The organism is Enterobacter sp. R4-368, assembly GCF_000410515.1.
Lineage (GTDB): Bacteria > Pseudomonadota > Gammaproteobacteria > Enterobacterales > Enterobacteriaceae > Kosakonia.
Genome location: NC_021500.1, coordinates 2,378,942 through 2,404,270 on the forward strand (window position 1 = coordinate 2,378,942; position 25,329 = coordinate 2,404,270).

The 25,329-nt window shown below is 55.1% G+C and carries 27 protein-coding genes; 20 read left to right on the top strand and 7 right to left on the bottom strand.

Going from position 1 to position 25,329, the window contains the following annotated elements; translation table 11 throughout:
* The first annotated feature begins 68 nt into the window (after window positions 1–68).
* Window positions 69–1,643 carry an autoinducer-2 kinase gene (gene lsrK, locus H650_RS11130; protein ID WP_020455367.1) on the top strand — a complete coding sequence of 525 codons (1,575 nt, stop codon included), beginning with the start codon at window positions 69–71 and terminating at the stop codon, window positions 1,641–1,643.
* Between the two features lie 142 nt (window positions 1,644–1,785).
* Window positions 1,786–3,807 (top strand): NADPH-dependent 2,4-dienoyl-CoA reductase, encoded by a 2,022-nt coding sequence (locus tag H650_RS11135; RefSeq protein ID WP_020455368.1) that lies wholly within the window; start codon window positions 1,786–1,788, stop codon window positions 3,805–3,807.
* 89 nt (window positions 3,808–3,896) lie between these two features.
* On the opposite strand, the gene rlmG is transcribed toward H650_RS11135, so the two are convergent.
* Window positions 3,897–5,027: a 23S rRNA (guanine(1835)-N(2))-methyltransferase RlmG gene (gene rlmG / locus H650_RS11140; protein WP_020455369.1), complete on the bottom strand. Its 1,131-nt coding sequence runs from the start codon at window positions 5,025–5,027 to the stop codon at window positions 3,897–3,899.
* 70 nt (window positions 5,028–5,097) lie between these two features.
* Here rlmG and H650_RS11145 point away from each other — a divergent pair, with 70 nt between their 5' ends.
* The 4 genes from H650_RS11145 (at window position 5,098) to sstT (ending at window position 9,400) form a co-directional block, all read left to right on the top strand.
* A complete protein-coding gene (locus tag H650_RS11145) occupies window positions 5,098–5,598 on the top strand; it encodes a M48 metallopeptidase family protein (protein ID WP_020455370.1) in 501 nt (166 codons plus the stop codon).
* Window positions 5,599–5,703: 105 nt separating this feature from the next.
* Complete coding sequence (locus tag H650_RS11150; protein WP_020455371.1) at window positions 5,704–6,702, top strand: Gfo/Idh/MocA family protein; 999 nt, start codon at window positions 5,704–5,706, stop codon at window positions 6,700–6,702.
* Between the two features lie 247 nt (window positions 6,703–6,949).
* Complete coding sequence (locus H650_RS11155) at window positions 6,950–7,915, top strand: TerC family protein (protein ID WP_020455372.1); 966 nt, start codon at window positions 6,950–6,952, stop codon at window positions 7,913–7,915.
* 240 nt (window positions 7,916–8,155) lie between these two features.
* Window positions 8,156–9,400: a serine/threonine transporter SstT gene (gene sstT, locus H650_RS11160; protein WP_020455373.1), complete on the top strand. Its 1,245-nt coding sequence runs from the start codon at window positions 8,156–8,158 to the stop codon at window positions 9,398–9,400.
* A gap of 15 nt (window positions 9,401–9,415) precedes the next feature.
* Here sstT and H650_RS11165 read toward each other — a convergent pair whose 3' ends face one another.
* The 3 genes from H650_RS11165 to uxaC form a co-directional block, all read right to left on the bottom strand.
* On the bottom strand, window positions 9,416–9,967 hold the full coding sequence (locus tag H650_RS11165; RefSeq protein ID WP_020455374.1) for a YgjV family protein: 552 nt from the start codon (window positions 9,965–9,967) through the stop codon (window positions 9,416–9,418).
* A gap of 184 nt (window positions 9,968–10,151) precedes the next feature.
* Window positions 10,152–11,639: a UxaA family hydrolase gene (locus H650_RS11170; RefSeq protein ID WP_020455375.1), complete on the bottom strand. Its 1,488-nt coding sequence runs from the start codon at window positions 11,637–11,639 to the stop codon at window positions 10,152–10,154.
* Window positions 11,640–11,656: 17 nt separating this feature from the next.
* Window positions 11,657–13,069: a glucuronate isomerase gene (uxaC, locus tag H650_RS11175; RefSeq protein ID WP_020455376.1), complete on the bottom strand. Its 1,413-nt coding sequence runs from the start codon at window positions 13,067–13,069 to the stop codon at window positions 11,657–11,659.
* A 465-nt stretch (window positions 13,070–13,534) separates the two neighbouring features.
* Between uxaC and H650_RS11180 the strand changes: the two genes are divergently transcribed.
* From H650_RS11180 to H650_RS11230, 11 genes are all read left to right on the top strand, one after another.
* Window positions 13,535–14,836 (top strand): MFS transporter, encoded by a 1,302-nt coding sequence (locus H650_RS11180; RefSeq protein WP_020455377.1) that lies wholly within the window; start codon window positions 13,535–13,537, stop codon window positions 14,834–14,836.
* A 123-nt stretch (window positions 14,837–14,959) separates the two neighbouring features.
* On the top strand, window positions 14,960–15,736 hold the full coding sequence (exuR, locus tag H650_RS11185) for a transcriptional regulator ExuR (RefSeq protein ID WP_020455378.1): 777 nt from the start codon (window positions 14,960–14,962) through the stop codon (window positions 15,734–15,736).
* 326 nt (window positions 15,737–16,062) lie between these two features.
* The gene (gene yqjA / locus H650_RS11190; protein WP_017457404.1) at window positions 16,063–16,725 is read left to right on the top strand and encodes a DedA family general envelope maintenance protein YqjA; all 663 of its coding nucleotides are present in this window, start codon (window positions 16,063–16,065) and stop codon (window positions 16,723–16,725) included.
* Window positions 16,726–16,729: 4 nt separating this feature from the next.
* On the top strand, window positions 16,730–17,116 hold the full coding sequence (gene mzrA / locus H650_RS11195; RefSeq protein WP_020455379.1) for an EnvZ/OmpR regulon moderator MzrA: 387 nt from the start codon (window positions 16,730–16,732) through the stop codon (window positions 17,114–17,116).
* 148 nt (window positions 17,117–17,264) lie between these two features.
* Complete coding sequence (locus H650_RS11200; protein WP_044489740.1) at window positions 17,265–17,633, top strand: DUF1090 domain-containing protein; 369 nt, start codon at window positions 17,265–17,267, stop codon at window positions 17,631–17,633.
* A gap of 38 nt (window positions 17,634–17,671) precedes the next feature.
* The gene (locus tag H650_RS11205) at window positions 17,672–17,974 is read left to right on the top strand and encodes an ElaB/YgaM/YqjD family protein (protein WP_020455381.1); all 303 of its coding nucleotides are present in this window, start codon (window positions 17,672–17,674) and stop codon (window positions 17,972–17,974) included.
* A gap of 1 nt (window position 17,975) precedes the next feature.
* On the top strand, window positions 17,976–18,371 hold the full coding sequence (locus H650_RS11210) for a phage holin family protein (RefSeq protein ID WP_017457400.1): 396 nt from the start codon (window positions 17,976–17,978) through the stop codon (window positions 18,369–18,371).
* The gene (locus H650_RS11215; protein ID WP_017457399.1) at window positions 18,368–18,658 is read left to right on the top strand and encodes a YqjK-like family protein; all 291 of its coding nucleotides are present in this window, start codon (window positions 18,368–18,370) and stop codon (window positions 18,656–18,658) included. Before H650_RS11210 ends, H650_RS11215 begins: the two co-directional genes overlap by 4 nt.
* A 218-nt stretch (window positions 18,659–18,876) precedes the next feature.
* Window positions 18,877–19,269, top strand: coding sequence for a DoxX family protein (locus H650_RS11220; RefSeq protein WP_020455382.1), 393 nt, complete (start codon window positions 18,877–18,879; stop codon window positions 19,267–19,269).
* A gap of 75 nt (window positions 19,270–19,344) precedes the next feature.
* On the top strand, window positions 19,345–20,331 hold the full coding sequence (locus H650_RS11225) for a glutathione S-transferase family protein (RefSeq protein ID WP_020455383.1): 987 nt from the start codon (window positions 19,345–19,347) through the stop codon (window positions 20,329–20,331).
* A gap of 124 nt (window positions 20,332–20,455) precedes the next feature.
* The gene (locus H650_RS11230; protein WP_020455384.1) at window positions 20,456–20,803 is read left to right on the top strand and encodes a DUF805 domain-containing protein; all 348 of its coding nucleotides are present in this window, start codon (window positions 20,456–20,458) and stop codon (window positions 20,801–20,803) included.
* A gap of 32 nt (window positions 20,804–20,835) precedes the next feature.
* Here H650_RS11230 and H650_RS11235 read toward each other — a convergent pair whose 3' ends face one another.
* Entirely contained in the window at window positions 20,836–21,732 is an 897-nt protein-coding gene (locus H650_RS11235) for a LysR family transcriptional regulator (protein WP_020455385.1), read from the bottom strand.
* A gap of 105 nt (window positions 21,733–21,837) precedes the next feature.
* On the opposite strand from H650_RS11235, the gene H650_RS11240 reads away from it, so the two are divergent.
* Window positions 21,838–22,539 (top strand): pirin family protein, encoded by a 702-nt coding sequence (locus H650_RS11240; protein ID WP_020455386.1) that lies wholly within the window; start codon window positions 21,838–21,840, stop codon window positions 22,537–22,539.
* A gap of 50 nt (window positions 22,540–22,589) precedes the next feature.
* Complete coding sequence (locus tag H650_RS26065) at window positions 22,590–22,721, top strand: protein YhaL (protein WP_502690908.1); 132 nt, start codon at window positions 22,590–22,592, stop codon at window positions 22,719–22,721.
* A gap of 67 nt (window positions 22,722–22,788) precedes the next feature.
* On the opposite strand, the gene H650_RS11245 is transcribed toward H650_RS26065, so the two are convergent.
* A complete protein-coding gene (locus H650_RS11245) occupies window positions 22,789–23,508 on the bottom strand; it encodes an AraC family transcriptional regulator (protein WP_020455388.1) in 720 nt (239 codons plus the stop codon).
* A 91-nt stretch (window positions 23,509–23,599) separates the two neighbouring features.
* Between H650_RS11245 and H650_RS11250 the strand changes: the two genes are divergently transcribed.
* A complete protein-coding gene (locus H650_RS11250) occupies window positions 23,600–23,992 on the top strand; it encodes a nuclear transport factor 2 family protein (RefSeq protein WP_020455389.1) in 393 nt (130 codons plus the stop codon).
* On the opposite strand, the gene H650_RS11255 is transcribed toward H650_RS11250, so the two are convergent.
* Window positions 23,972–24,724, bottom strand: coding sequence for a glutamine amidotransferase (locus tag H650_RS11255; protein ID WP_020455390.1), 753 nt, complete (start codon window positions 24,722–24,724; stop codon window positions 23,972–23,974). The two genes, H650_RS11250 and H650_RS11255, sit on opposite strands and share 21 nt — an antisense overlap.
* Window positions 24,725–25,329: the final 605 nt, after the last annotated feature.

Below are 25,329 nucleotides of genomic sequence, written 5' to 3' on the forward strand. Positions count from 1 at the left end.
CTGAACTATATTTACGACCGTACGAGGATCACAGTTTTATCTATGATGCTTGCGAGGGGGCAAAACCCATGAGTTACCTTTTAGCGTTAGATGCAGGGACTGGCAGCATTCGGGCAGTGATCTTCGACTTAAGCGGGCGGCAAATTGCCGTCGGCCAGGCCGAGTGGAAACACCTCAGCGTGGAAAACGTCCCCGGCTCAATGGAGTTCGACCTCAACACCAACTGGCAACTGGCCTGCCAGTGCATCCGCCAGGCGCTGAAAACCGCCGGTCTGAGCGGCGCGGATATCCAGTCAGTCGCCTGCTGCTCCATGCGCGAAGGCATTGTGCTGTATAACAATAATGGCGACGCCATCTGGGCGTGCGCCAACGTGGATTCCCGCGCCAGCCATGAAGTCGCCGAGTTAAAAGAGATCCATGACTGGCAGTTTGAAGCCGAAGTCTACAGCGTTTCCGGGCAGACGCTGGCGCTCAGCGCCATGCCGCGTCTGCTGTGGCTGGCGCATCATCGCCCCGACATTTACCGCGATACCGCCACCATCACCATGATCAGCGACTGGCTGGCCTCGCGCCTCTCCGGCTGGTTAGCGGTGGATCCTTCCAATGCCGGCACCACCGGTATGCTCGATCTTTTCACGCGCGACTGGCGGCCCGACTTACTGGATATGGCCGGGTTACGCCCGGATCTGTTATCACCGGTGAAAGAGACCGGCAGCCTGTTGGGCGAAGTCACTCACCAGGCGGCGCAAGAGTGCGGTCTGCGCGAAGGCACGCCGGTAGTGATGGGCGGCGGTGATGTACAGCTCGGCAGCCTTGGCCTTGGCGTGGTGCGCGCCGGACAAACCGCCGTGCTCGGCGGTACATTCTGGCAGCAAGTGGTGAACCTGCCGCAAGTGCGCACTGACCCGGAAATGAATATCCGCGTCAATCCGCATGTCATTCCAGGCATGGTGCAAGCGGAGTCGATAAGCTTTTTCACCGGCCTGACCATGCGCTGGTTCCGCGACGCGTTTTGCGCCGAAGAAAAGTTGATTGCCGAGCGGATGGGCATTGACGCCTACACCTTACTGGAAGAGATGGCAGGCCGGGTACCGGCGGGTTCATGGGGCGTAATGCCCATTTTCTCCGACGCCATGCACTTCAAGCAGTGGTATCACGCCGCACCGTCGTTTATTAACCTCTCCATCGACCCGGAAAAATGCAACAAAGCCACGCTGTTCCGCGCGCTGGAAGAGAACGCCGCCATTGTTTCCGCCTGCAATCTGGCGCAGATTTCACGCTTTTCCGGCGTGCAGTTCGACAGCCTGGTCTTCGCCGGTGGCGGTGCGAAAGGCGCGCTGTGGAGCCAGATTTTAAGCGATGTCACGGGCCTGCCGGTACGCGTGCCGGAAGTGAAAGAGGCCACCGCGCTGGGCTGTGCCATCGCCGCGGGTGTGGGTGCCGGGTTGTATGACGACATGGCAGCCACCGGCGAGCGGCTGGTGCGCTGGAGCCGGGAATTTACGCCGAACCCGGAACATCGCGAGCTGTACGACACCATGATGCTGAAGTGGCAGAAAATCTACGCAGAACAACTCGGCCTCGTCGACAGCGGTTTAACCACATCCCTGTGGCAGGCACCCGGCCTGACAACCGGCGCCTGACGCGCTTTTCCCTCTCCCGTTGCGGGAGAGGGATATTTGAATCCCATCACAATCATTCGCTCCGCCTTTTCCCTTTTCTTCCGCGACGGCTAAAGTAGAACTCATCCGACCACATAACAATAATTTTACACTGGAAGAGAGCATGAGCCATTACCCGTCGCTGTTCACCCCACTCGATCTGGGCTTTACCACGCTAAAAAACCGTGTGCTGATGGGTTCGATGCACACCGGGCTGGAGGAGCGCCCGGACGGCGCAGAGCGGCTGGCGGCATTCTATGCTGAACGCGCCCGTCATGGCGTCGCGCTGATAGTCACCGGCGGGGTTGCGCCCGCACTTTCCGGCGTCACCATGGAGGGCGGCGCGGTGCTGAACGATACCAGCCAGCTTCCCCATCACCGGCAAATCACTGAAGCGGTGCATCAGGAAGGCGGCAAGATCGCCCTGCAAATTCTGCACACCGGACGCTACAGCTACCAGCCGCAGCTGGTCGCGCCATCGGCGTTACAGGCGCCGATCAACCGCTTTACGCCGCATGAATTGAGCCATGATGAAATTCTCACGCTGATTGATGATTTCGCACGTTGCGCTGCGCTGGCACAGCAGGCCGGTTACGACGGCGTTGAAGTGATGGGTTCTGAGGGCTACCTGATTAACGAATTTCTCGCCGCGCGCACCAATCACCGTGAGGACGAATGGGGCGGCGATTATACCCGGCGTATGCGCTTTGCCGTGGAAGTGGTGCGTGCCGTGCGCGAGCGCGTCGGCAGCGACTTTATTATTATCTACCGCCTGTCGATGCTGGATCTGGTCGAAGGCGGCGGCACGCTGGAAGAAACCATCGCGCTGGCGCAGGCGGTGGAAGCCGCAGGCGCGACGCTGATTAATACCGGTATTGGCTGGCACGAAGCGCGCATCCCGACCATTGCCACGCCGGTGCCGCGCGGCGCATTCAGTTGGGTAACGCGCAAGCTGAAAGGCAAAGTGAAGGTGCCGCTTATTACCACCAACCGCATTAACGATCCTGGGGTGGCCGACGAGATCCTCGCGCGTGGTGATGCCGATATGGTATCGATGGCGCGCCCGTTTCTGGCCGATGCCGGGTTTGTGTCGAAAGCGCAAAATGGTCGCGCGGATGAGATCAATACCTGCATCGGTTGTAACCAGGCCTGCCTGGATCAGATCTTCGCCGGTAAAGTCACCTCCTGCCTTGTTAACCCCCGCGCCTGCCATGAAACGCTAATGCCAGTGCTTCCGGCTGTGCAAAAGAAAAACCTGGCGGTGGTCGGCGCAGGCCCTGCCGGGCTGGCGTTCGCCATTAATGCCGCGGCACGCGGGCATGGCGTAACGCTGTTTGATGCCCAGGCGGAGATCGGCGGGCAGTTTAATGTCGCCAAACAGATCCCCGGCAAAGAAGAGTTCTACGAAACGCTGCGTTACTACCGACGGATGATCGATCTGACCGGCGTTACGTTATGCCTGAATCAACGCGTCGATCCGGCCACCCTACTGGGGTTTGACGAGGTGATCCTTGCCAGCGGCATTGAACCGCGGATGCCGCCGATCGACGGGATCGACCATCCAAAAGTGCTGAACTACCTCGATGTGCTGCGCGATAAAGCACCGGTGGGTGAAAGTGTGGCCATTATTGGCTGCGGCGGGATCGGCTTTGATACCGCAATGTATTTAAGCCAGCCGGGCGAACCAACCAGCCAGAACATCGCCGAATTTTGTGTGGAATGGGGAATTGATACCAGCCTGAATGAAGTGGGCGGTCTGCGCCCGGAAGGACCGCAGTTGCCGAAAAGCCCGCGCCGCATTGTGATGTTGCAGCGTAAAGCCAGCAAGCCTGGTGAAGGTCTGGGGAAAACCACCGGCTGGATCCACCGCGCCACGTTGCTGTCGCGTGGCGTGAAAATGATCCCGGCGGTCAGTTATCAAAAGATTGACGATGCCGGGTTGCACCTGTTGATCGGCGGTGAACCTCAGCTATTGGCTGTTGATCATGTGGTGGTCTGCGCAGGCCAGGAGCCAAAACGCGAGCTGGCGGAACCGCTGCGTGAAGCGGGCAAAACAGTGCATTTGATAGGTGGCTGCGATGTGGCGCTGGAGCTGGATGCCCGCCGGGCGATTGCGCAAGGGACAAAACTGGCGCTGGCAATTTAAAATAACTGGCTTAAAGCTTTCCGCCCCCCCAGCCTGGCTGGAAGTTTTCTATGGATAACAAAGTGGCCCGCAAAGCGGGCCACTTTCCATTAGCGTTTCTTACGCACTTTCACCGCTTTCAGCACCACGAACTTGTTGTTAGTGGCGAGGGTTTCGCAGTTGCCAAATACGCGTTTTAGCTTGCGGAAATAGTCGAGGTGGCGGTTGCCGACAATGCGCAGTTCGCCGCCATATTTCAGGCAAAAACGCGCATCGTTGAACATCTGCCAGGCAATATGATCGGTAATCGCGCTCTGCTGATGGAACGGCGGGTTACACACGATTGCATCAAACCTGTCCGGCTCCACGCCGGACAGCGAGTTATTGATCATAAACTCGCTGCGTTCAACGGCTTGTGGCAGGTTCGCTTCCACATTCAGCCGCGCGGAAGCCACCGCCATCGCCGACTCATCGGCGAACAGCACACGGCTGTTCGGGTTTTGCGCCAGCAGTTTTAAACCAATCACACCGTTGCCGCAGCCTAAATCAACCATCTCACCTTCCACGTTTTCCGGCAGATGTTGCAGGAAAAATCGCGCGCCAATATCCAGCCCGCTGCGGGAAAAGACATTGGCATGGTTATGGATAGTCCAGTTCGTGCCGTCCAGCTTCCAGCTGGCGAGCATAGAACTCTCCTCAAGCGCAGGCGCGTTAAATGTGCAGTTGATGAGCCGGGCTTTTTTCCATGCCAGCGTGGTGGTGGTCGGCCCGAGAATTTTTTCAAACAGCGCTAACGTCGAGTTGTGGACATCGCGCGCTTTCGCCCCGGCGATAATCCGCGTGCTCGGCGTGACAACCTCGCGTAGCGCGCGCAGTTGCTGCTCGAGCAGCGCCAGCTGTTTTGGCACTTTAATCAGCACTAACGCCGGGTTTGCAGGCAGCGGGTGCAGGCTGTCTTGCAGCGTGACGGCGGTTTCGTCCAGATCGTTAATGCGCAGGTTATGCTGTGTCGCCAGCTCTGCTATATAGGAGTCGTTGACGGAAACCGGGCGATGCGACGCCAGCGCACAGGCCAGCGCGCCGAAGCTGTCGTTAAAAATCAGAACCGGGCCATCGACCTCATTCACCTGTTGCAGCAGATATTCATCCGCCGCGTCCCACGCCTGTAGCGACGCCTCTTCCACGCCGACAGGGAATCTGTCTAAAGTGAATGATTGTCCGTTTAACTCAACCTGGCTCATCGCCCCTCCGCAATGCTAAAATTCGCGCGTTTTATCGCTTAATTATCCGGAGATGTAAACACATTTCGCCATGAACAAGCTGACCTATCTTCAGGGCTACCCTGAATCCCTGCTGACGCAGGTTACCGCCCTGATTGAACAGAACCGGCTGGGCGAGGTGCTGCAAAAGCGCTATCCGGAAAGCCACGACATCACCACCGATAAAGCGCTTTATCACTATACGCAAACGCTGAAAAATCAGTATCTGCGTAACGCCGCGCCGGTGAATAAGGTGATGTATGACAGCAAAATCCATGTGTTAAACAATGCACTCGGCTTACATACGGCGGTCTCCCGCGTCCAGGGCGGCAAATTAAAAGCCAAAGCGGAAATCCGCGTCGCCACGGTGTTTCGCGACGCGCCAGAAGCCTTCTTGCGGATGATCGTGGTTCACGAACTTGCGCATCTGAAAGAGAAAGATCACAACAAAGCGTTCTACCAGCTGTGCTGCTATATGGAGCCGCAGTACCACCAGCTCGAGTTTGATACGCGGTTGTGGCTAACGCATCTGACGCTGGATCGTAACGGGTGAGATTTTCGCCATCACCTTTTGTGCTTGTGCGGGGCAGTGCACTGGTTTTGTCATCTCGTCGTGCTAGAGTGATCGAAGACCCCCTTACGGAGAATTAGCGCCTGTATGATACGTTTCGCTGTCATAGGTACGAACTGGATCACCCGCCAGTTCGTCGATGCCGCCCATGAAACGGGCAAATATAAACTCACCGCCGTTTTTTCCCGCAGCCTTGAACAGGCGCAAACGTTCGCCAACGACTACCCGGTCGAACATCTGTTTACCTCGCTTGAAGATATGGCACAAAGCGATGCGATTGACGCGGTTTATATTGCCAGCCCGAATTCCCTGCATTTCCCACAGACGCAGCTTTTTCTGCGTCACAAAAAGCATGTGATCTGCGAAAAACCGCTGGCCTCCAACCTGCGTGAAGTGGAAGCGGCCATCGCCTGCGCGCGGGAAAATCAGGTGGTGCTGTTTGAAGCGTTCAAAACCGCCAGCCTGCCGAATTTTATTTTGCTGAAACAAACGCTGGCCAAAGCGGGCAAGCTCCGTAAAGCCTTTATCAACTACTGCCAGTATTCGTCGCGCTACCAGCGTTACCTGGACGGAGAAAACCCGAATACCTTTAATCCGGCGTTTTCCAACGGCTCGATTATGGACATTGGCTTCTACTGCCTGGCGTCCGCCGTGGCGCTGTGGGGCGAGCCGCACAGCGTTCAGGCCACCGCCAGCCTGCTGGAAAGCGGCGTGGATGCCCACGGCGTGGTGGTGATGGATTACGGTGATTTCAGCGTCACGCTGCAACACTCGAAAGTGAGTGATTCCGTGCTGCCGAGCGAAATTCAGGGCGAGGCCGGATCGCTGGTGATCGAGAAAATCTCCGAATGCCAGAAAGTCTCGTTCGTGCCGCGCGGCGGCAAAGCGCAGGAACTGACACAGCCGCAGCACATCAATACCATGCTGTATGAAGCGGAAACTTTTGCCCGCCTGGTGGAAGAGAACGAAGTCAACCACCCTGGGCTGGACGTAAGCCGGGTCACGGCAAAACTGCTGACCGAAATTCGCCGCCAGATCGGCGTCGTTTTCCCGGCGGATGACATCGGCGAACAGCTGCCGGCGTAAAGGTTCGTAAAGCATAGATGGCTTCACATTGACGGAATCAATATGCTGACATATTTTGTTACCTGCAAAGGGGAGTAACTTCATTGCCGGTGGATCGTCATTACGATGCGTATATGCATCCGGTCGCCGGGCGTCTTCACAGACGTAAGTGAGACCTTGCCGGAAGGCGAGGATCCATTGCACCTAAAGCAAACGGCTAACCTCTTCCGACGTTAGCCGTTTTTGTTTTTAGGTAAGGATTCACACAATGAATACTGTCGGTACACCGATGTTATGGGGCGGCTTCGCGATTGTGGTCGTGATTATGCTGGCCGTCGACCTTCTGCTTCAGGGGCGTCGCGGCGTCCATACGATGACCATGAAGCAGGCGGCCGCCTGGTCTGTGGTTTGGGTCAGCCTCTCCCTGCTGTTCAACGCCGCCTTCTGGTGGTATCTCACGCAAACCGAAGGACGCGCTGTTGCCGACACGCAGGCGCTGGCGTTCCTCACCGGTTATCTGATTGAAAAAGCGCTGGCGGTCGATAACGTCTTCGTCTGGCTGATGCTGTTTAGCTACTTCTCCGTGCCTGCCGCGTTGCAGCGCCGGGTGCTGGTTTACGGCGTGCTCGGCGCGATTGTGCTGCGCACGATTATGATTTTCGCTGGCAGCTGGCTTATCACCCAGTTCTCGTGGCTGTTGTATGTTTTTGGCGCGTTCCTGCTGTTTACCGGCGTGAAAATGGCGCTGGCGAAAGAGGATGAAACCGGCATCGGCGACAAACCGCTGGTGCGCTGGCTGCGCAGCCATTTACGCATGACCGATACCATCGAAAATGAGCACTTTTTCGTGCGCAAAAATGGCCTGCTGTTCGCGACGCCATTATTGCTGGTGCTGATTCTGGTCGAATTGAGCGATGTGATTTTTGCGGTCGACAGTATCCCGGCTATTTTTGCCGTGACCACCGATCCGTTTATCGTGCTGACCTCAAACCTGTTTGCGATTCTGGGCCTGCGTGCGATGTATTTTCTGCTGGCGGGCGTGGCGGAGCGTTTCTCGATGCTCAAATATGGTTTGTCGGTCATTCTGGTGTTTATCGGCATCAAGATGCTGATTGTCGATTTCTTCCATATTCCGATCGCCGTCTCGCTTGGCGTGGTAGGCGGCATCCTCGTGCTGACCATGCTGCTCAACGCGTGGGTTAACCACCAGCACGACAAGAAAAACAGGGCGTAAGCCGTAAATGGCCGCTCTGCCAGTGCGCAGAGCGGTCATTTCATCAGCCTTGTCGCCTTTATCACAAAACGTTAACACAAAAAATCAAAAAGCCGCGCCAGGCTGGAAAAGTTATTCTTCTCCCCTTTCTTGTTGCCGCAGAGTCCATATACTGCTTTCTGCAAACAAATGTTACATCCTGACAAATGTCGCCCAAAAAGACATGCGGGATGCAACTCCACAACACGAAAGGAACATGGCATGACAACGCACCGCTCCACCGGGTTACTGCAACGCTTGATTGATGGCAGCCTGGTGAAACAGATTCTTATTGGTTTAATTCTGGGTATTTTACTGGCGTGGATTTCGACGCCCGCCGCTATTGCGACCGGCATTCTGGGTACGCTGTTCGTCAGCGCGTTAAAAGCGGTGGCACCAGTACTGGTGCTGATGCTGGTGATGGCCTCCATCGCAGGTCATCAACAAGGGCAAAAAACCTATCTGCGCCCGGTGCTGGTGCTGTATCTGTTAGGCACGTTCACTGCCGCGCTGACCGCCGTGCTGGCCAGCTTTCTCTTCCCTTCGACGCTCCAGCTTGTGCCGGGCGCCAATGATGTCACGCCGCCATCCGGCATTGTCGAAGTGCTGCGCGGTTTACTGACTAGCATGATCGCCAATCCGGTGACGGCAATCATGAACGCGAACTACATCGGCATTCTGGTGTGGGCCGTGGGGCTGGGTTTTGCGCTGCGCCACAGTAACGAGAGCACCAAAAATCTGGTGCAGGATATGGCAGGCGCCGTCACCTTTATGGTGCGGATCGTGATCCGCTTTGCGCCGATCGGTATTTTTGGCCTCGTCTCCTCGACCCTTGCGACATCCGGTTTTGGCGCGCTGTTAGGTTACGCGCAACTGCTGGTGGTGCTGGTGGGCTGCATGGCGTTTGTCGCGCTGGTGGTTAACCCGCTGCTGGTGTACTGGAAAATCCGCCGCAACCCGTTCCCGCTGGTCTTTACCTGCCTGCGTGAAAGCGGCGTCACCGCCTTTTTCACCCGCAGTTCAGCGGCGAATATTCCCGTGAACATGGCGCTGTGTGAGAAGCTGAATCTTGACCGCGATACCTATTCGGTTTCTATTCCGCTGGGTGCCACCATTAACATGGCGGGCGCGGCAATCACCATTACCGTGCTGGCACTGGCGGCAGTGCATACGCTGGGCATTACGGTTGATGTGCCAACGGCGCTGCTGCTGAGCGTGGTGGCGTCGCTCTGTGCCTGTGGCGCGTCCGGCGTGGCGGGCGGTTCCCTGCTGCTGATCCCGCTGGCCTGTAACATGTTTGGTATTTCCAACGATGTGGCGATGCAGGTGGTAGCGGTCGGCTTTATTATCGGCGTATTGCAGGATTCCTGCGAAACGGCACTTAACTCCTCCACCGATGTGCTGTTTACCGCAGCGGTATGCCAGGCGGAAGATGAGCGCCTGGTGAATAACGCCCTGCGTAACTGATCTTTTTGGCTGCCTTCACCGGGCAGCCGGTTTCTCTTGCTGCGCGGTTTCGACTTTAAACGGGTCGATACCGCGTTTTTGCATGCGCCAGAAGCGAATAATGTTCAGGCCATTCATCACTAAAAAGCTGCCTTCGATCAGCGAACCGCCAATCGATCCGAGCCAGATATTGTGGATCACCCAGCAGCCGGTTGAGCACCAAATCACGCAGCGCATCGGCAAGCCTTTAAAACGAAACAGCGCCCAGGTGCTGACGATCGTCCCGGCAACCGGTAACAACTCCATGGGATGGTGAAATTTCGCTAGCCCTAACCCGCCGGTAAGCACAATAAACAGTGCCATGACCCACAGGCTACGGGTACGCAGAGTAATCAGGGTGCGGATGGCGTTAAGCATGGCGCTGGAGCCCGCCGGGAACGCGCCCATCAGAAAGAAATGCACGCCGATAATGGCGCTATAGACTGAGAGTTGCTTTTTGAAGCGCCGTTCATCACGGTTGATAAACGTGGTAATACCAATCAGAAAAGCAATCACACCAACGCCCTGGGCAAGCCAATACGTGGTCATGGAAATTCCTTGTAGGATTTTGGGGAAAGCGACACATCACTGAAAGCCTGCCAGCAGGCTTGAGCCAAAAATTTCGCGCCAGGGCAAGGCGGCAAGCTCACAAATCCCCGGGAGCTTACACAAGTAAGTGACCGGGGTGAATGAGCGCAGCCAACACAGTCATGGCGCGAAAGATAAAGGTAAATTAAAGCGTTACGCCGCTTTTGAAGATAGCCAGTTCGCGGAAATCGTTTTTCTCGTTACAGGTCTTTTTGCCGTTGGCGATATCGACGATCACATCCACGAACTCGCTCAGCAGTTGCGGCATCGCTTTGCCGTGAATCAGCTGACCGGCATCGAAGTCGATCCAGTGTTTCTTCTTCGCCGCCAGTTCGCTGTTGGTAGCAATTTTCACCGTCGGAACAAAACCGCCGTATGGCGTACCGCGACCGGTACTGAACAGCACCATATGGCAGCCTGCCCCGGCCAGCGCGCTGGTAGCAACCGCATCGTTACCCGGTGCGCTCAGCAGGTTCAGACCGTGGGTTTTCAGACGCTCACCGTAACGCAGCACGTCCACCACCTGGCTGGCACCCGCTTTTTGCGTGCAGCCCAGTGATTTCTCTTCCAGCGTGGTGATACCGCCCGCTTTGTTACCCGGCGATGGGTTTTCGTAAATCGGCTGATTATGCGCGATAAAGTACTGTTTGAAGTCGTTGACCATAGTGACGGTCTTCTCAAAGGTACTTTCGTCGCGGCAGTGACTCATCAGGATACGTTCCGCACCGAACATCTCCGGTACTTCGGTTAACACGGTAGTGCCACCGTTGCCGATTACGTAGTCCGAGAAACGGCCCAGCATCGGATTGGCGGTGATGCCGGAAAGGCCATCAGAACCGCCGCACTCAAGGCCGAATTTCAGCTCGCTCAGTTTGCCCGGTTCACGCTTGTCGTTGCGCATCGCCTGATAAAGCTCATGCAAATGCTCAAGACCGGCTTCCACTTCGTCATCCTGGTGTTGGCAGACCATAAAGTGGACGCGTTCCGGATCGAATTCACCGAGCGTCTGACGGAAGGCGTCGACCTGGTTGTTTTCACAGCCCAGACCAATCACCAGCACCGCACCCGCGTTCGGGTGACGCACCATATTTTGCAACATAGTGCGGGTGTTAATGTGGTCGTCACCCAGTTGGGAACAACCGTAGGTGTGGCTGAACAGGTAAACGCCGTCGATATCTTCGGCGTCCTGCGTCTCTTTCAGGAAACGGCTCTGGATCTGACGGGCAATGCCGTTCACACAGCCGACCGTCGGCAGGATCCATAGCTCGTTGCGGATCCCGACTTCGCCGTTAGCGCGGCGGTAGATCTGAATGTCACGATCCGCCGCCTGTGCGCCTTCCTCCTGAAAATCAGGTTGATAGCTATACTCGTCCACATCGCTCAGATTGGTACGGGCATTATGGGAATGGATGTATTCGCCCGACGCGATATCTGCTGTCGCATGACCAATTGGCAGACCATACTTGACAACATTTTCACCTTTGGCGATGGGTTGCAGGGCAAACTTATGCCCGCGAACCACCGCCTGGCGCAGCCGAACGGTTTGGTTGTCGATAACGACTTCCGCGCCTTCAGCGAGATCCGCCAGTGCTACCGCAACGTTATCCAGTGAATGGATCTTGATGTATTGCATATCAACCTCAAACGGCCTTAGTTCAGTTCAATCGCGAAGTAATCACGCGCATTGTTAAAGCAGATGTTTTTCACCATTTCGCCCAGCAGCTGAATATCCGCCGGGGCTTCGCCCGCTTCGACCCAGCGGCCAATCATCTGGCACAGGATGCGACGGAAATATTCGTGGCGGGTGTAAGAGAGGAAACTGCGGCTGTCGGTCAGCATGCCGACAAAGCGGCTCAGCAGACCCAGTTGCGCCAGCTGCGTCATCTGACGTTCCATGCCATCTTTCTGGTCGTTAAACCACCAGCCGGAACCGAACTGCATTTTGCCTGGCATACCTTCGCCCTGGAAATTGCCGATCATGGTGCCGAGCACTTCGTTATCGCGCGGGTTCAGGCAGTACAGAATGGTTTTCGGCAGCAGGTTCTCTTCATTCTGCTTGCTCAGCAGTCTGGAGAGCTCTTCCGCCAGCGGACGGTCGTTGATGGAGTCGAAACCGACGTCTGGCCCCAGCAGTTTGAACTGACGCAGGTTGTTATTACGCAGCGCACCGATGTGGTACTGCTGCACCCAACCGCGACGGGCGTATTCCGCACCCAGCCAGACCAGCACCGCCGTTTTGAACTGTGCGACTTCTTTTTCGCCGAGCGTTTCACCCGCCAGGCGACGCGCCAGGATGCTATCCAGTTCGGCTTCGCTGGCTTCAGCGAAGAGCACCACGTCCAGCGCGTGGTCAGAAACTTTACAGCCATGCGCCGCGAAGTGATCCAGGCGTTTGCTCAGCGCCGTCTGCAGATCGGCAAAACGACGAATGTCGGTATCAGAGACTTCGCCCAGCTTCGCCATGTAATCGTTGAAAGTGGCTTGTTCAATGTTGAACGCTTTGTCCGGGCGCCAGCTCGGCAGCACTTTGATGTGGAAGGTGCCATCTTTGGCGATCGAAGCGTGGTGTTCCAGCGAGTCAATCGGATCGTCGGTGGTACCCACCATTTTCACGTTCATCTGCTGCATGATGCCGCGCGCGGAGAACTTATCCTGCGCCAGCAGTTCATTACCCCGGTTCCAGATTTCGTCGGCGGTAGACGGCGACAACACCTTACCTGTAATACCAAATGGACGACGCAGTTCCAGATGCGTCCAGTGGTATAACGGGTTACCAATGGTGTGCGGCACGGTTGCGGCCCAGGCGTCAAACTTCTCACGATCGGAAGCGTCACCGGTACACAGGCGCTCAGGTACGCCGTTGGTACGCATGGCGCGCCATTTGTAGTGATCACCTTTTAACCAGATGTCATACAGGTTTTTAAAGCGATAGTTGTCAGCGATCTGTTGCGGCGGCAAATGGCAATGGTAATCAAAAATCGGCTGGTCTTTTGCGTAGTCGTGGTACAGACGGCGAGCAAATTCGGTATCTAACAGAAAATCTTCGGTCATAAACGGGGTCATTATCGTCTTCCTCTAAACGAGTGCGTCTGATGCTTACCTTTAATGCTGACAAAGTTATCACACCAATTTCTATAGACCGAAGATATTTTCGTGAGTTGGATCAATAAAAGCAGACAAAAACTGACAATCCAGGCGCCTGAATATCCCGCTAACCCGCGCCGTTTCTGGCTTATCCCGGCAAAGTTAAAGACCACACAAAGAAAAACACTTTTGTGATGTCACTCACCTTTTCAAGTTGTATGACAAGTTATCTTTCCTGCCGTCGAACACATAAGCCGACGGAATGCATTCCCGATAAAAAGTTAATCGGATTTTTTGGGTACGGATACCGACTTAAACACGCTTACTTATGGCAAGGTTTGGGCCGTACCGGGAGTTCTCCCGGGTACGTCCTCCCCGTTTCATCCTCCGGACGCGATCGAAGGATGGCCGCGCAGGCGGTAATAACATAACGATGAGGTTTACATGCGTAAAATCAAAGGATTACGTTGGTACATGATAGCACTGGTGACGGTCGGCACCGTGCTGGGCTACCTGACACGTAACACCGTAGCGGCTGCCGCTCCAACCTTGATGGAAGAGCTGCACATTTCTACTCAGCAATACTCTTACATCATTGCGGCTTATTCCGCGGCTTATACTGTTATGCAGCCTGTTGCAGGCTACGTACTGGACGTTCTGGGCACCAAAATTGGTTATGCCTTCTTTGCGATTACCTGGGCGGTGTTCTGCGGCGCGACTGCGCTGGCAGGGAGCTGGGGTGGTCTGGCACTGGCGCGTGGCGCGGTGGGTGCCGCTGAAGCAGCGATGATCCCGGCAGGTCTGAAAGCGGCGTCCGAATGGTTCCCGGCGAAAGAACGTTCTATCGCGGTGGGTTACTTCAACGTCGGTTCTTCTATTGGTGCGATGATTGCGCCGCCGCTGGTGGTGTGGGCAATCGTGATGCACAGCTGGGAAATGGCGTTCATCATCTCTGGTGTGCTGAGCTTTGCCTGGGCGATGGCCTGGCTGGTTTTCTATAAACACCCGCGCGATCAGAAAAAACTGAGCGAAGAAGAACGCGAGTACATCATTGGCGGTCAGGAAGCACAACACCAGACCAACAACGGCAAGAAAATGTCCGTCTGGCAGATTCTGGGCACCCGTCAGTTCTGGGGCATCGCACTGCCGCGTTTCCTGGCAGAACCAGCCTGGGGTACGTTTAACGCCTGGATCCCGCTGTTCATGTTCAAGGTTTACGGTTTTAACCTGAAAGAAATCGCGATGTTCGCCTGGATGCCGATGCTGTTCGCTGACCTGGGTTGCATCGTCGGTGGTTACCTGCCGCCGCTGTTCCAGCGTGTCTTCGGTGTGAACCTGATTGTTTCCCGTAAAATGGTAGTGACCATGGGTGCGGTACTGATGATTGGCCCTGGCATGATCGGCCTGTTCACCAGCCCGTATGTGGCAATCGGCCTGCTGTGTATCGGTGGTTTTGCTCACCAGTCTCTGTCCGGTGCGCTGATTACACTCTCTTCTGACGTATTCGGTCGTAACGAAGTGGCAACCGCGAACGGTCTGACCGGTATGGCGGCGTGGACAGCAAGTACCCTGTTTGCCCTGGTAGTTGGTGCGCTGGCGGATACCATCGGCTTTAGCCCGCTGTTCGCTGTGCTGGCTCTGTTCGACCTGATGGGTGCCGTGGTTATCTGGACCGTGCTGAAAAACAAATCAGCCGAAGAGGTGGTGAAAGAGCATTCACTTGGTGGCCCGGCAGCACAAAGTTAAACCTCAATTTTGATACTTAAAAAAGCCGCCTGGTGCGGCTTTTTTACTATCTGCGATGGTGAGAAAGCAGTAAAAGTGGTATAACAAATCTATTATTGCCCTTCTTTTTACTGGAGCTCACATATGGAAATCTCCGAGTCACGACGTTTGTACCAGCAGCTTGCCGCGGAGCTTAAAAGCCGTATTGAGCAAGGCGTCTATCTGGTGGGAGACAAACTGCCCGCCGAGCGCTTTATCGCCGATGAGAAAAGCGTCAGCCGGACCGTGGTTCGTGAAGCCATTATCATGCTTGAAGTAGAAGGGTATGTTGAAGTTCGCAAAGGCTCCGGCATTCATGTGATCTCCAACGTGGCACGCCACACCCAGGCGCCGGATGAAAACCTTGAGTTCGCCAATTACGGCCCGTTTGAGCTGCTGCAGGCTCGTCAGCTTATCGAAAGTAATATTGCTGAATTCGCCGCCACCCAGGTGACGAAACAGGACATCATGAAGCTGATGGAAATTCAGGATAACGCGCGTAAAGAGAAGTGTTTCCGCGATTCTGAGTGGGATTTGCAGTTCCATGTGCAGGTTGCGCTGGCCACACAAAACACGGCGCTGGCGGCCATCGTTGAGAAAATGTGGACACAGCGTGTTCACAACCCATACTGGAAAAAACTTCACGATCACATCGACTTACGCACCGTGGATAACTGGTGTGATGATCATGACCAGATCCTGCGCGCGCTGATTCGCAAAGACCCGCACGCGGCGAAACTGGCGATGTGGCAACATCTGGAAAACACCAAACAGATGCTGTTTAACGAAACCAGCGATGATTTCGAGTTCAACGCCGATCGCTATTTATTTGCGGAAAACCCGGTGGTGCATCTCGATACCGCCGCAACCGGCAGCAAATAAAAAATGTCCTGTAAGGCGCACACTTACGCTGCGCCTGCCCCGATTTAAGGTAAGTAAACCGTCTAGAGTGTCAGCCTTTGTAAATAGCCTCGCCTCCCCCTGCCGCGACAAGCAAAATCATCACCGAAACTCATTTTTCTGACTGACTCATAACGTCGGCATTTGTTACAATTGGATGCATTTGTCATCATACAAGTTAGTGCTTGCTCACAACGTCTGTTACCTGAATATGCCGTATCGAGTGTGCCACGAGCGACCATAATGTATTAAAGATAATCGCCGTGCTGTTCTGGGCGTGACGTAAACCGATGTACCAGGAATACTGAATGGAACTTTTAAGCCAATTACTCCATGCCCTCTGGAGCCAGGATTTCGCGACACTCTCGCAGCCCGGTATGATCGGCATGCTTTATTTTGTTTTATTTGTCATTTTATTTCTTGAAAACGGCCTGCTTCCGGCAGCGTTTCTTCCTGGCGATAGCCTGCTGGTACTGATTGGCGTGCTGATTGCAAAAGGCGCGCTTGGATACCCACAAACTATTTTATTACTGACAGTGGCGGCAAGCCTGGGGTGCTGGCTCAGTTACATCCAGGGGCGCTGGCTGGGTAATACGCGCATCGTGCAAAACTGGTTATCGCATCTTCCCGCACATTATCACCAGCGCGCGCACCATCTTTTCCACAAACATGGCCTTTCTGCCCTGTTGATTGGTCGTTTTATTGCATTTGTTCGCACCCTGTTACCAACTATTGCCGGACTTTCTGGTCTGAGTAATGCCCGCTTCCAGTTTTTCAACTGGATGAGCGGCCTGCTGTGGGTGCTGATACTGACCACGCTGGGTTATCTGCTGGGCAAGACGCCGGTGTTTCGTAAATACGAAGATGCGCTGATGTCCTGCCTGATGTTGCTTCCGGTAGTATTGCTGGTGATTGGCCTCGCCGGCTCACTGGTGGTGCTGTGGAAGAAAAAATACCGCAATCGGGGTTAAGACCATGGAATTGCAACGTCCCTTTTTACGCTGGTTACTGATGGGTGTCGCGGCGATGACCGTTTTCAGCGTGATGTTTTTCGCCTGGACGACGCTGCAAAATCGTGAATCAACGCTGGCGATTCGCCCGCTCACGCAAAATGTCAGCGTGCCGGATGGTTTCTCTGTCTGGCACCATCTGGATGCCAACGGCATTCATTTTAAAAGTATTACGCCGCAGGACGACACGCTGTTAATTAAATTTGAATCCAGTGAGCAGAGCGCGGCGGCGAAAATCGTGCTCGATCGCACCTTACCTCATGGTTACATCATTGCCGCTCAGGACGATGACAACAGCCAAACTTCCGCGTGGCTGACCCGCCTGCGCAACAGCACACATCGATTCGGTTAACCTTTCCAGGATTCTGAATCTTTTCACTCACTTTGGTGTTTGGCCGTTTACTTACTATGCTTGAGTACACGGAACCAGAGTTCGCTTTATGTCACTGGACGCTGGCGTAACCATCGTTTCGCTGGCCAACAATGGAAGGTTCTCGATTATGAAAAACCGCATCGCACTGGCGCTGGCCCTTTTTTCGCTGAGCGCATTTTCCCAGGCGGCTTCGCCCTGTCAGGAAAAGGAACATGAGATCCAGCGTGAAATCAGCTATGCCGAAAAGCATAACAATCAGAGCCGAATTAACGGCCTGAACAAGGCGCTGCGAGAAGTACGCGCCAATTGCTCTGACAGCAAGCTGCGCGCCGCCCATCAGAAAAAAATCGCTGAGATGAAAGAAGAAGTAGCCGGGCGCCGCCACGATCTGAATGAGGCAAAGCAAAAAGGCGATGCGGAGAAAATAAGCAAACGCGAGCACAAGCTGAAAGAGGCGCAGGCCGAACTGAAAGCCCTGGAAGCGCGTGACTACTGATTTAATGGAAATAACCACTCACTCACCTGGAGAGAATTATGTCGAAAGATAATGCTGACAATTTGCGCGCAGAGTTGAAATCCCTGGCGGATACGCTGGAAGAAGTGCTGAGCAATTCCAGTGATAAGTCGAAAGAAGAGCTGAGTAAATTACGCACCAAAGCGGAACAGGCGCTGCGCGACAGCCGTCACCGTTTGGGCGAAACCGGCGATGCGCTCGCCCGCCAAACCCGTGAAGCGGCTGCGCGTACCGATGAGTATGTGCGTGACAACCCGTGGGCCAGCGTAGGTATCGGCGCCGCCGTCGGTGTGGTGCTGGGCGTACTGCTGTCGCGTCGCTAAGATGACGGATTTGCGAAACGCGCAAGGGCCGGGCAAAAGCGTACTGGGGATTGGTCAACGCATTGTGACCATTCTTGTTGAAATGGTTGAGACCCGCCTGCGGCTGGCGGTTGTCGAGCTGGAAGAAGAGAAAGCGAACTTATTCCAGCTGCTGCTTATGGTAGGGCTAACCATGCTTTTCGCCGCATTTGGCCTGATGAGTCTGATGGTGCTGATTATCTGGGCCATCGATCCGCAATATCGCCTGAACGCGATGATTGCAACCACCGTCGTGTTGCTGGTGCTGGCGTTGATAGGCGGCATCTGGACATTGCGTAAAGCGCGGGCTTCGACGCTGCTGCGTCATACTCGCCAGGAGCTGGCAAACGACCGTGCCTTGCTGGAGGAGGATAAGTGAGCGGCAAAGCGGAACGTCTGAAGCGCAAAGCACGTTTGCTCAGTGAGATCCAACAACAACGCCTGGATCTCACCGCCAGCCGCCGTGAGTGGCTGGAGGCCACAGGAGCCTACGATCGCGGCTGGAATACGCTGCTCAGCTTGCGCTCCTGGGCGCTGGTGGGCAGCAGCGCGATGGCGATATGGTCCGTGCGCCACCCCAATATGCTTGTGCGCTGGGCTAAACGCGGTTTAGGCGCATGGAGCTTATGGCGGCTGGTCAAATCAACGCTCAACGCAACGCACTGATACACAATCACAGCACGGCTTACGCGGGCGATGGTTATCCATCGCCCGTTTGCTTTGTTGCTTGCTCAGTTTTTTTGAAAAAATTCGACAGTTTTCCTTGCTAACAATCTTTTCCCGTCACGATTACTATCCTCTCCATCGACAGCAAGCACGCGGCACGCGCCCGTAATTGCAGACCTTTTACTGAAAGCCGCTATTGTGGTTCCCTGGAGAGAAAGATGAAAAAATTAGAAGATGTTGGTTTCCTGGTTGCTCGTATCCTGATGCCGATTCTGTTTATTACCGCAGGCTGGGGCAAAATCACCGGTTATGCTGGCACTCAGCAATATATGGAAGCGATGGGCGTGCCGGGGTTCTTCCTGCCGCTGACCATTCTTCTTGAGTTTGGCGGCGGTCTGGCGATCCTGTTCGGCTTCCTGACCCGTACTACAGCGCTGTTCACCGCAGGTTTTACGCTGCTGACCGCGTTCATCTTCCACAGCAACTTTGCTGAAGGCGTGAACTCGCTGATGTTCATGAAAAACCTGACCATCGCTGGCGGTTACCTGCTGCTGGGCATCACTGGTCCGGGCGCCATCAGTATCGACCGCGTCCTGAATAAAAAATGGTAAGCGCTCTATACTGAGTGAAGAGATCAAAGCGAGGAGACCACTCCTCGCTTTTGCTATTCAGAAGGAGGAGACAAAATGGGACAACTGATTGACGGCGTCTGGCACGACAACTGGTATGACACCAAATCCACCGGCGGACGTTTCCAGCGCTCGGTATCCGCATTTCGCAACTGGCTTACCGCAGATGGCGCACCAGGCCCTTCTGGCGAAGGTGGCTTTGCCGCCGAGAAAGACCGCTACCACTTATATGTTTCACTCGCCTGCCCGTGGGCGCATCGCACGCTGATCCTGCGTAAACTCAAAGGCCTTGAGCCGTTTATCTCTGTTTCCGTGGTCAACCCGTTGATGCTGGAGAACGGCTGGACATTTGACAATGACTTTCCGGCGGCAACTGGCGACACGCTGTATCAACACGAATTCCTTTATCAGCTCTACCTGCACGCCGACCCGCACTACACCGGGCGCGTCACGGTGCCTGTGCTGTGGGATAAAAAGAATCACACCATTGTCAGCAATGAATCGGCGGAAATCATCCGCATGTTCAATACCGCTTTTGACGGTCTGGGCGCGAAAGCGGGCGATTACTACCCGCCAGAATTACGGGGCCAGATCGATGAACTGAACGGCTGGATCTACGACAACGTGAATAACGGTGTCTATAAAGCCGGTTTCGCCACCAGCCAGCAGGCGTATGACGAAGCGGTGGTCAATGTTTTCAATGCGCTGGAACGCCTTGAGCAGATCCTCGGACAGCATCGTTACCTGACCGGCGACCGGCTTACGGAAGCGGATATCCGCCTGTGGACAACGCTGGTGCGTTTCGATCCGGTCTATGTCACTCACTTCAAATGCGATAAGCATCGCATCAGCGACTATCTGAATCTGCACGGCTTTCTGCGCGACATTTATCAGATGCCGGGCGTTGCGGAAACGGTCGATTTCGCCCATATCCGCAACCACTATTACCGCAGCCACAAAACCATTAACCCGACCGGAATTATCTCTATCGGGCCGTGGCAGGATCTGGATGAGCCACACGGACGCGACCTGCGTTTCTCCTGATCTTCCGGGCGCGTTTCATCGCGCCCAAATTATTTCTCGCCGGGTTTTCGCTTTGTATTTTTGCCGTCTATTCTTACAGGGATCGTTGAGAAAACAACGGATTGACCGTTGATCGAGGTGGGAAATGGACTGGTATTTTAGGGTACTGAGCAACTACGCGACATTTCATGGACGCGCGCACCGCCGCGAATTCTGGATGTTCACACTGGTCAACCTTATCCTCTTTGGCGTGCTGTATGTGGTCGACAGTATCATCGGCTGGCACCTGTTAAGCCAGATTTACGCCCTGCTGGTGCTGGTGCCAAACCTGGCGGTTCAGGTACGCCGCCTGCATGATACCAACCGGAGCTGGCGCTGGCTGTTGCTGCTGCTGTTTCCGGTAATTGGCTGGTTGATGCTGCTGGCGTTTTACAGCCAGCGCGGCACGCCGGTAGAAAACCCCTTTGGCCCCGTACCGAAAGCGTTCCCCTGAATGGCATTGCTCCACCAACGTGGAGCAATGACTTATTTACCGGCAAACAGCTTGGGAATTTCCCGCAGACACCAGGCTTTCGCTTCACCCATACTGTCGCGACGCCAGGCCATAATGATATCTACCTGGCTGGTATATTCCGGGCTCACAACACGTAAGCGACCTTCGGCGATATCCTGCTCCACCAGTGGATAAGGCATCGTCGCCACGCCCAGGCCGGACAGCAGCGCCTGGCGTTTATCCTCGATGGTACTCACCGTCAGCCTTGGCTGCTTATCCAAAAGCTGTACCGTCAGCACCGGACGCTCGCGGGCGGTATCGGCAACGGCCACGCCGCGATATTTCACGCGCGTCACTTCCGAGAGCGGTTCCGCTTCCTGGTGGATCGGATGATCCGGCGCAGCAACGTAGACGTTCATCACCGAGTAGAGCTTGCGTGAGTTGATTTCCGACGAGGAGCGAAAATGCATATCCGGAGCGACGACAATATCGGCACGCCCCTGCTCCAGCCGCTCCCACGCCCCGGCCAGCACTTCAGTAATGATCGATAACTGCGTATTAGCTTTTGCCGCCAGCCGGTCGACCAGCGGAAACAGCTCGACCGTCGGCACCAGCGCTTCAGTGACCAGCGTCAGATGCGTTTCCCAGCCGCGCGCCAGCGCTTCTGCGTCGGTTGTCAGTTTATCGGCGGCTTCCAGCAATACGCGACCGCGCTCCAGCAGCATTCGTCCGACATTGGTGAATTTTGTTCGGTGCCCGGAGCGGTCAAACAGCACGACATCCAGCTCTTCTTCAAGTTTTTGCATGGTATAGCTGAGCGCAGAAGGCACACGTCCCAACTCATCCGCCGCCGCGGCAAAGCTTCCACGCCGGTCAATCGCATCCATCACGCGTAACGCTTCGAGCGTCAGCGCCCTTTCTTTGGCCATGAGTGTTCTCATTCAGGAAATTTGAACATACCGGGCAGAATATCTGGCTAACAATGCAGCGTCCATACCTTTAACATTGTTTTAAGTAAAGAGAGGTCGACAATTATGATTACTACCCGTACTGCGAAACAATGCGGACAAGCTGACTTCGGCTGGCTTCAGGCCCGCTACACTTTTTCTTTTGGACATTACTTCGACCCGAAATTACTGGGCTATGCCTCCCTGCGTGTGTTGAACCAGGAAGTGCTCGCCCCTGGCGCATCGTTCCAGCCACGCACCTACCCGAAAGTGGATATTTTAAATCTGATTCTGGAAGGCGAAGCGGAGTATCGCGACAGCGAGGGCAACCATGTCCAGGCGAAAGCCGGTGAAGCGTTGTTAATTGCCACCCAGCCCGGCATCAGCTACAGCGAACATAACCTGAGCAAAGACAAATCGTTAACGCGCATGCAGTTATGGCTGGATGCCTGCCCCGAGCGTGAAAACCCGCCGGTGCAAAAAATGACCATTGCCGATGTGGCGCAGCAACTGCTGGCTTCCCCCGATGGTAGCCAGGGAAGTTTGCAGCTCCGCCAGCAAGTGTGGCTGCATCATATCGAGCTTGCCAAAGGCGAAGAGTTGCAGATTCAACTGCATGGCCCGCGCGCCTATTTGCAATCGATTCACGGTACGGTACACGCCGTGACACATTGCGAAGCAAAAGAAGCGCTCACCTGTGGTGACGGTGCGTTTATTCGTGACGAGGCTAACATAACCCTGGTTGCGGATACGCCGTTGCGCGCTTTGCTGATAGATTTACCCGTGTGATAGTTGCGTTACGTAAGTGAGTAAATGAAATGAGCAGCACAATGAATTTTATGGCAGACCCTACACAGCAAACCCCACTCCCCGCCCTGACTGGATTCGGTTATGAAGAGATGCTGACAGAGCTGGAAGCAATCGTCGCAGAAGCCGTTGTCCGACTGGCGGAAGAAGAAGCCACCGCCTGACCCATAAGCCCCGGCGCATCAGACCGGGGCAAATCTCTACTGAACCCTACTGTCGTTCTTCGCGAACTTAGCACGCCCGGTTTCGCGCCTGAAACTGCCCCGGCGTGCTGCTAAAGCGCAGCTTAAATGCGGCGATAAAAGCACTGACATTATCGTACCCGCAGCGTTCTGCCGTCTCACTTACCGACACCCCGCGCAGCAGATGCTCCATCGATGCCAGGACTTTTGCCTGCTGCCGCCACTGGCTAAAACTCAGCCCGGTTTGTTCGCTGAACAAGCGGCTTAATGTTCTGACGCTCAAGCCAAAGAGGCTAGCCAGTTGCGCCTGATTTGCCGCATGGTGTGGCTCCGACAACAGCAGTTCAGCTACCCGTTTCGCCCGGCGATCCTGTGGCAGGGTTAACTGCAACGGCGTGCCTGGTGCTACGCGAATCTCCTCCATCATCACCGCCAGAAGCGATGCCTGGCGAGACGGGTCGCACTGCGTTATGCGTTCCATTAACAGCATCATAAACGGATCGGCAGGCCACACTCCCGCGAAAGCGGGGGCATCATCGTGGTTGAGTTGCAGGCTATGTCCTTCTACCTCGCCCACGCTCCAGGCGCAGTGGCGCATCTGTGCAGGAAACCAGCCGACAGTCGCGGGCGTTAGCGCCCATTGCGCCTGCTCCGTTTTCACAATCATCATCCCCCGCTGAATGCAAAACAGCTGCCCGCTGGCATGCTGGTGCCACGCGGTGGTGTGCTTGTTTTGATGCGTGAGTCGCTGCTTTTGTACGATTAACATGGCTGATAAACCGTATTTGATGTCCTGATGCGGCTAATATACCAACGCGGTGTAGCGATATCCTCTCTAACAGGCTCAAATGAAGATAACCATGATGGACATCACCCAACATATCACCCTGGCTTTACAACGCGTTGTTTGCCACCCTGACCATAACGAAGCGAAAATTCGCCAATTCTTCTCGCCGGATTATCAACAAGTTGTCGACGGACAGTCGCTTGATTTCACGGGATTTGTCGAACATATGGCGAAGCTCAAACATCTGACGCACGCCATTGACGTGACTGTGGTTGCCATTGCCGGGCAAAACAATGACGTATTGACGCACCATCTTGTGGCGGTGAGTAAGAAAGATGGCTCTCAGGCACACATTGACGTGTTTGCGCATTTCACGCTGGAGAACGGGCTAATCACCCGCTGCGAAGAGTTAACCCGGCTGGTGCGTGGCACGGCGCAAGATCGTTCACTGGGCAGCGTTAGATAACCACGTCTTGTTGCGCTCGGTCACTTCCTGCACGAAACGGCGCAGGATCTCCGCCGCGCCCGGCGCGGGCAGCACGCTGGCGACTAAGCTGTCGGCATCGGTGCCCTCTTTTTCGACATGCGCGCGATTCAAACGCAGCAGATCGGTCGCGATTTCCGGCGTCATTTCCGGGTGGAACTGCACCGAAATGGCTCGCGGCCCATAGCGAACGATCTGATGATTATCATGGGCAGAAGAGGCCAGCACCGATGCGCCTTCAGGCAGCCGCGTTACCGTTTGCCGGTGCGTCAGGTGCGCAGGGAAACTTTCAGACAGGTGGCTGAGTAGCGGATCGTTGTGCGCCGAGGCGTTCAAATAAACGGTTTTTGTCCCCGCTTCACGGCCCTGCGGATGGTATTCAACATTCCCGCCCAGGGCCCAGGACATCAGTTGATGACCATAGCAAACGCCAAAGAGCGGCATCTCAACCGCAATCGCTTCGCGGATCCATTCTGCGGTCTTCTCGCTCCACGGCAGCCTGTCGGAAACCATCGCCCATGAACCGGTAATGATCGCTGCCCGGCGCGCATCCGGGGCTGGCAGCGTTTCGCCTTCAAAAACGCGAACCACGTCCACCTCTTCAGGAGCACACCCGATAGCCCGGCAAAACCAATGCGGAACATCCCCGTGGGCGTCACGTAAAGGCTTCGGGGCATCCCCCATCTGAATAATGATCAATGATTTTTGTTCCATGACGGCAGCGACTCCCGCGATGCTAGTTTCAAAACCGTTTAAGAACATGTTAGCGCTTTTCGACAGCCTTCCGACGGGATATTTATTTATAAGGTTAGCAGTGCCAGTGCTTAACGGTACGGCGCGCGCAACAGCAAAAAGCCTGCAAATTGCCTCTATCAAAAAAGGTAAAACCCCGCCGAAGCGGGTTCTTACCTGCACAGTCGAAACTGACCGGTAAGCCGCGTTCTTTCATCGAAAACGGAGTGGACAGTCATTCAGCTTTAGCCGCCAGAAAGCAAAAACCCCGCCGAAGCGGATTCTTATCTGAACAGTCGAAACTGGCCGGTAAGCCGCGTTCCTTCATCGAAAACGGAGTGGACAGTCATTCAGCTTTAGCCGCCAGAAAGCAAAACCTGCCGAAGTGTTTTTTTACCTGAAGAGCCGAAACTGGCCGGTAAGCCGCGTTCCTTCATAGAAGGCAGAGTGGACAGTCATTCAGCTTTAGCCGCCAGAAAGCAAAACCCGCCAAAGTGTTTTTTTACCTGAAGAGCCGAAACTGGCCGGTAAGCCGCGTTCCTTCATAGAAGGCAGAGTGGACAGTCATTCAGCTTTAGCCACCAGAA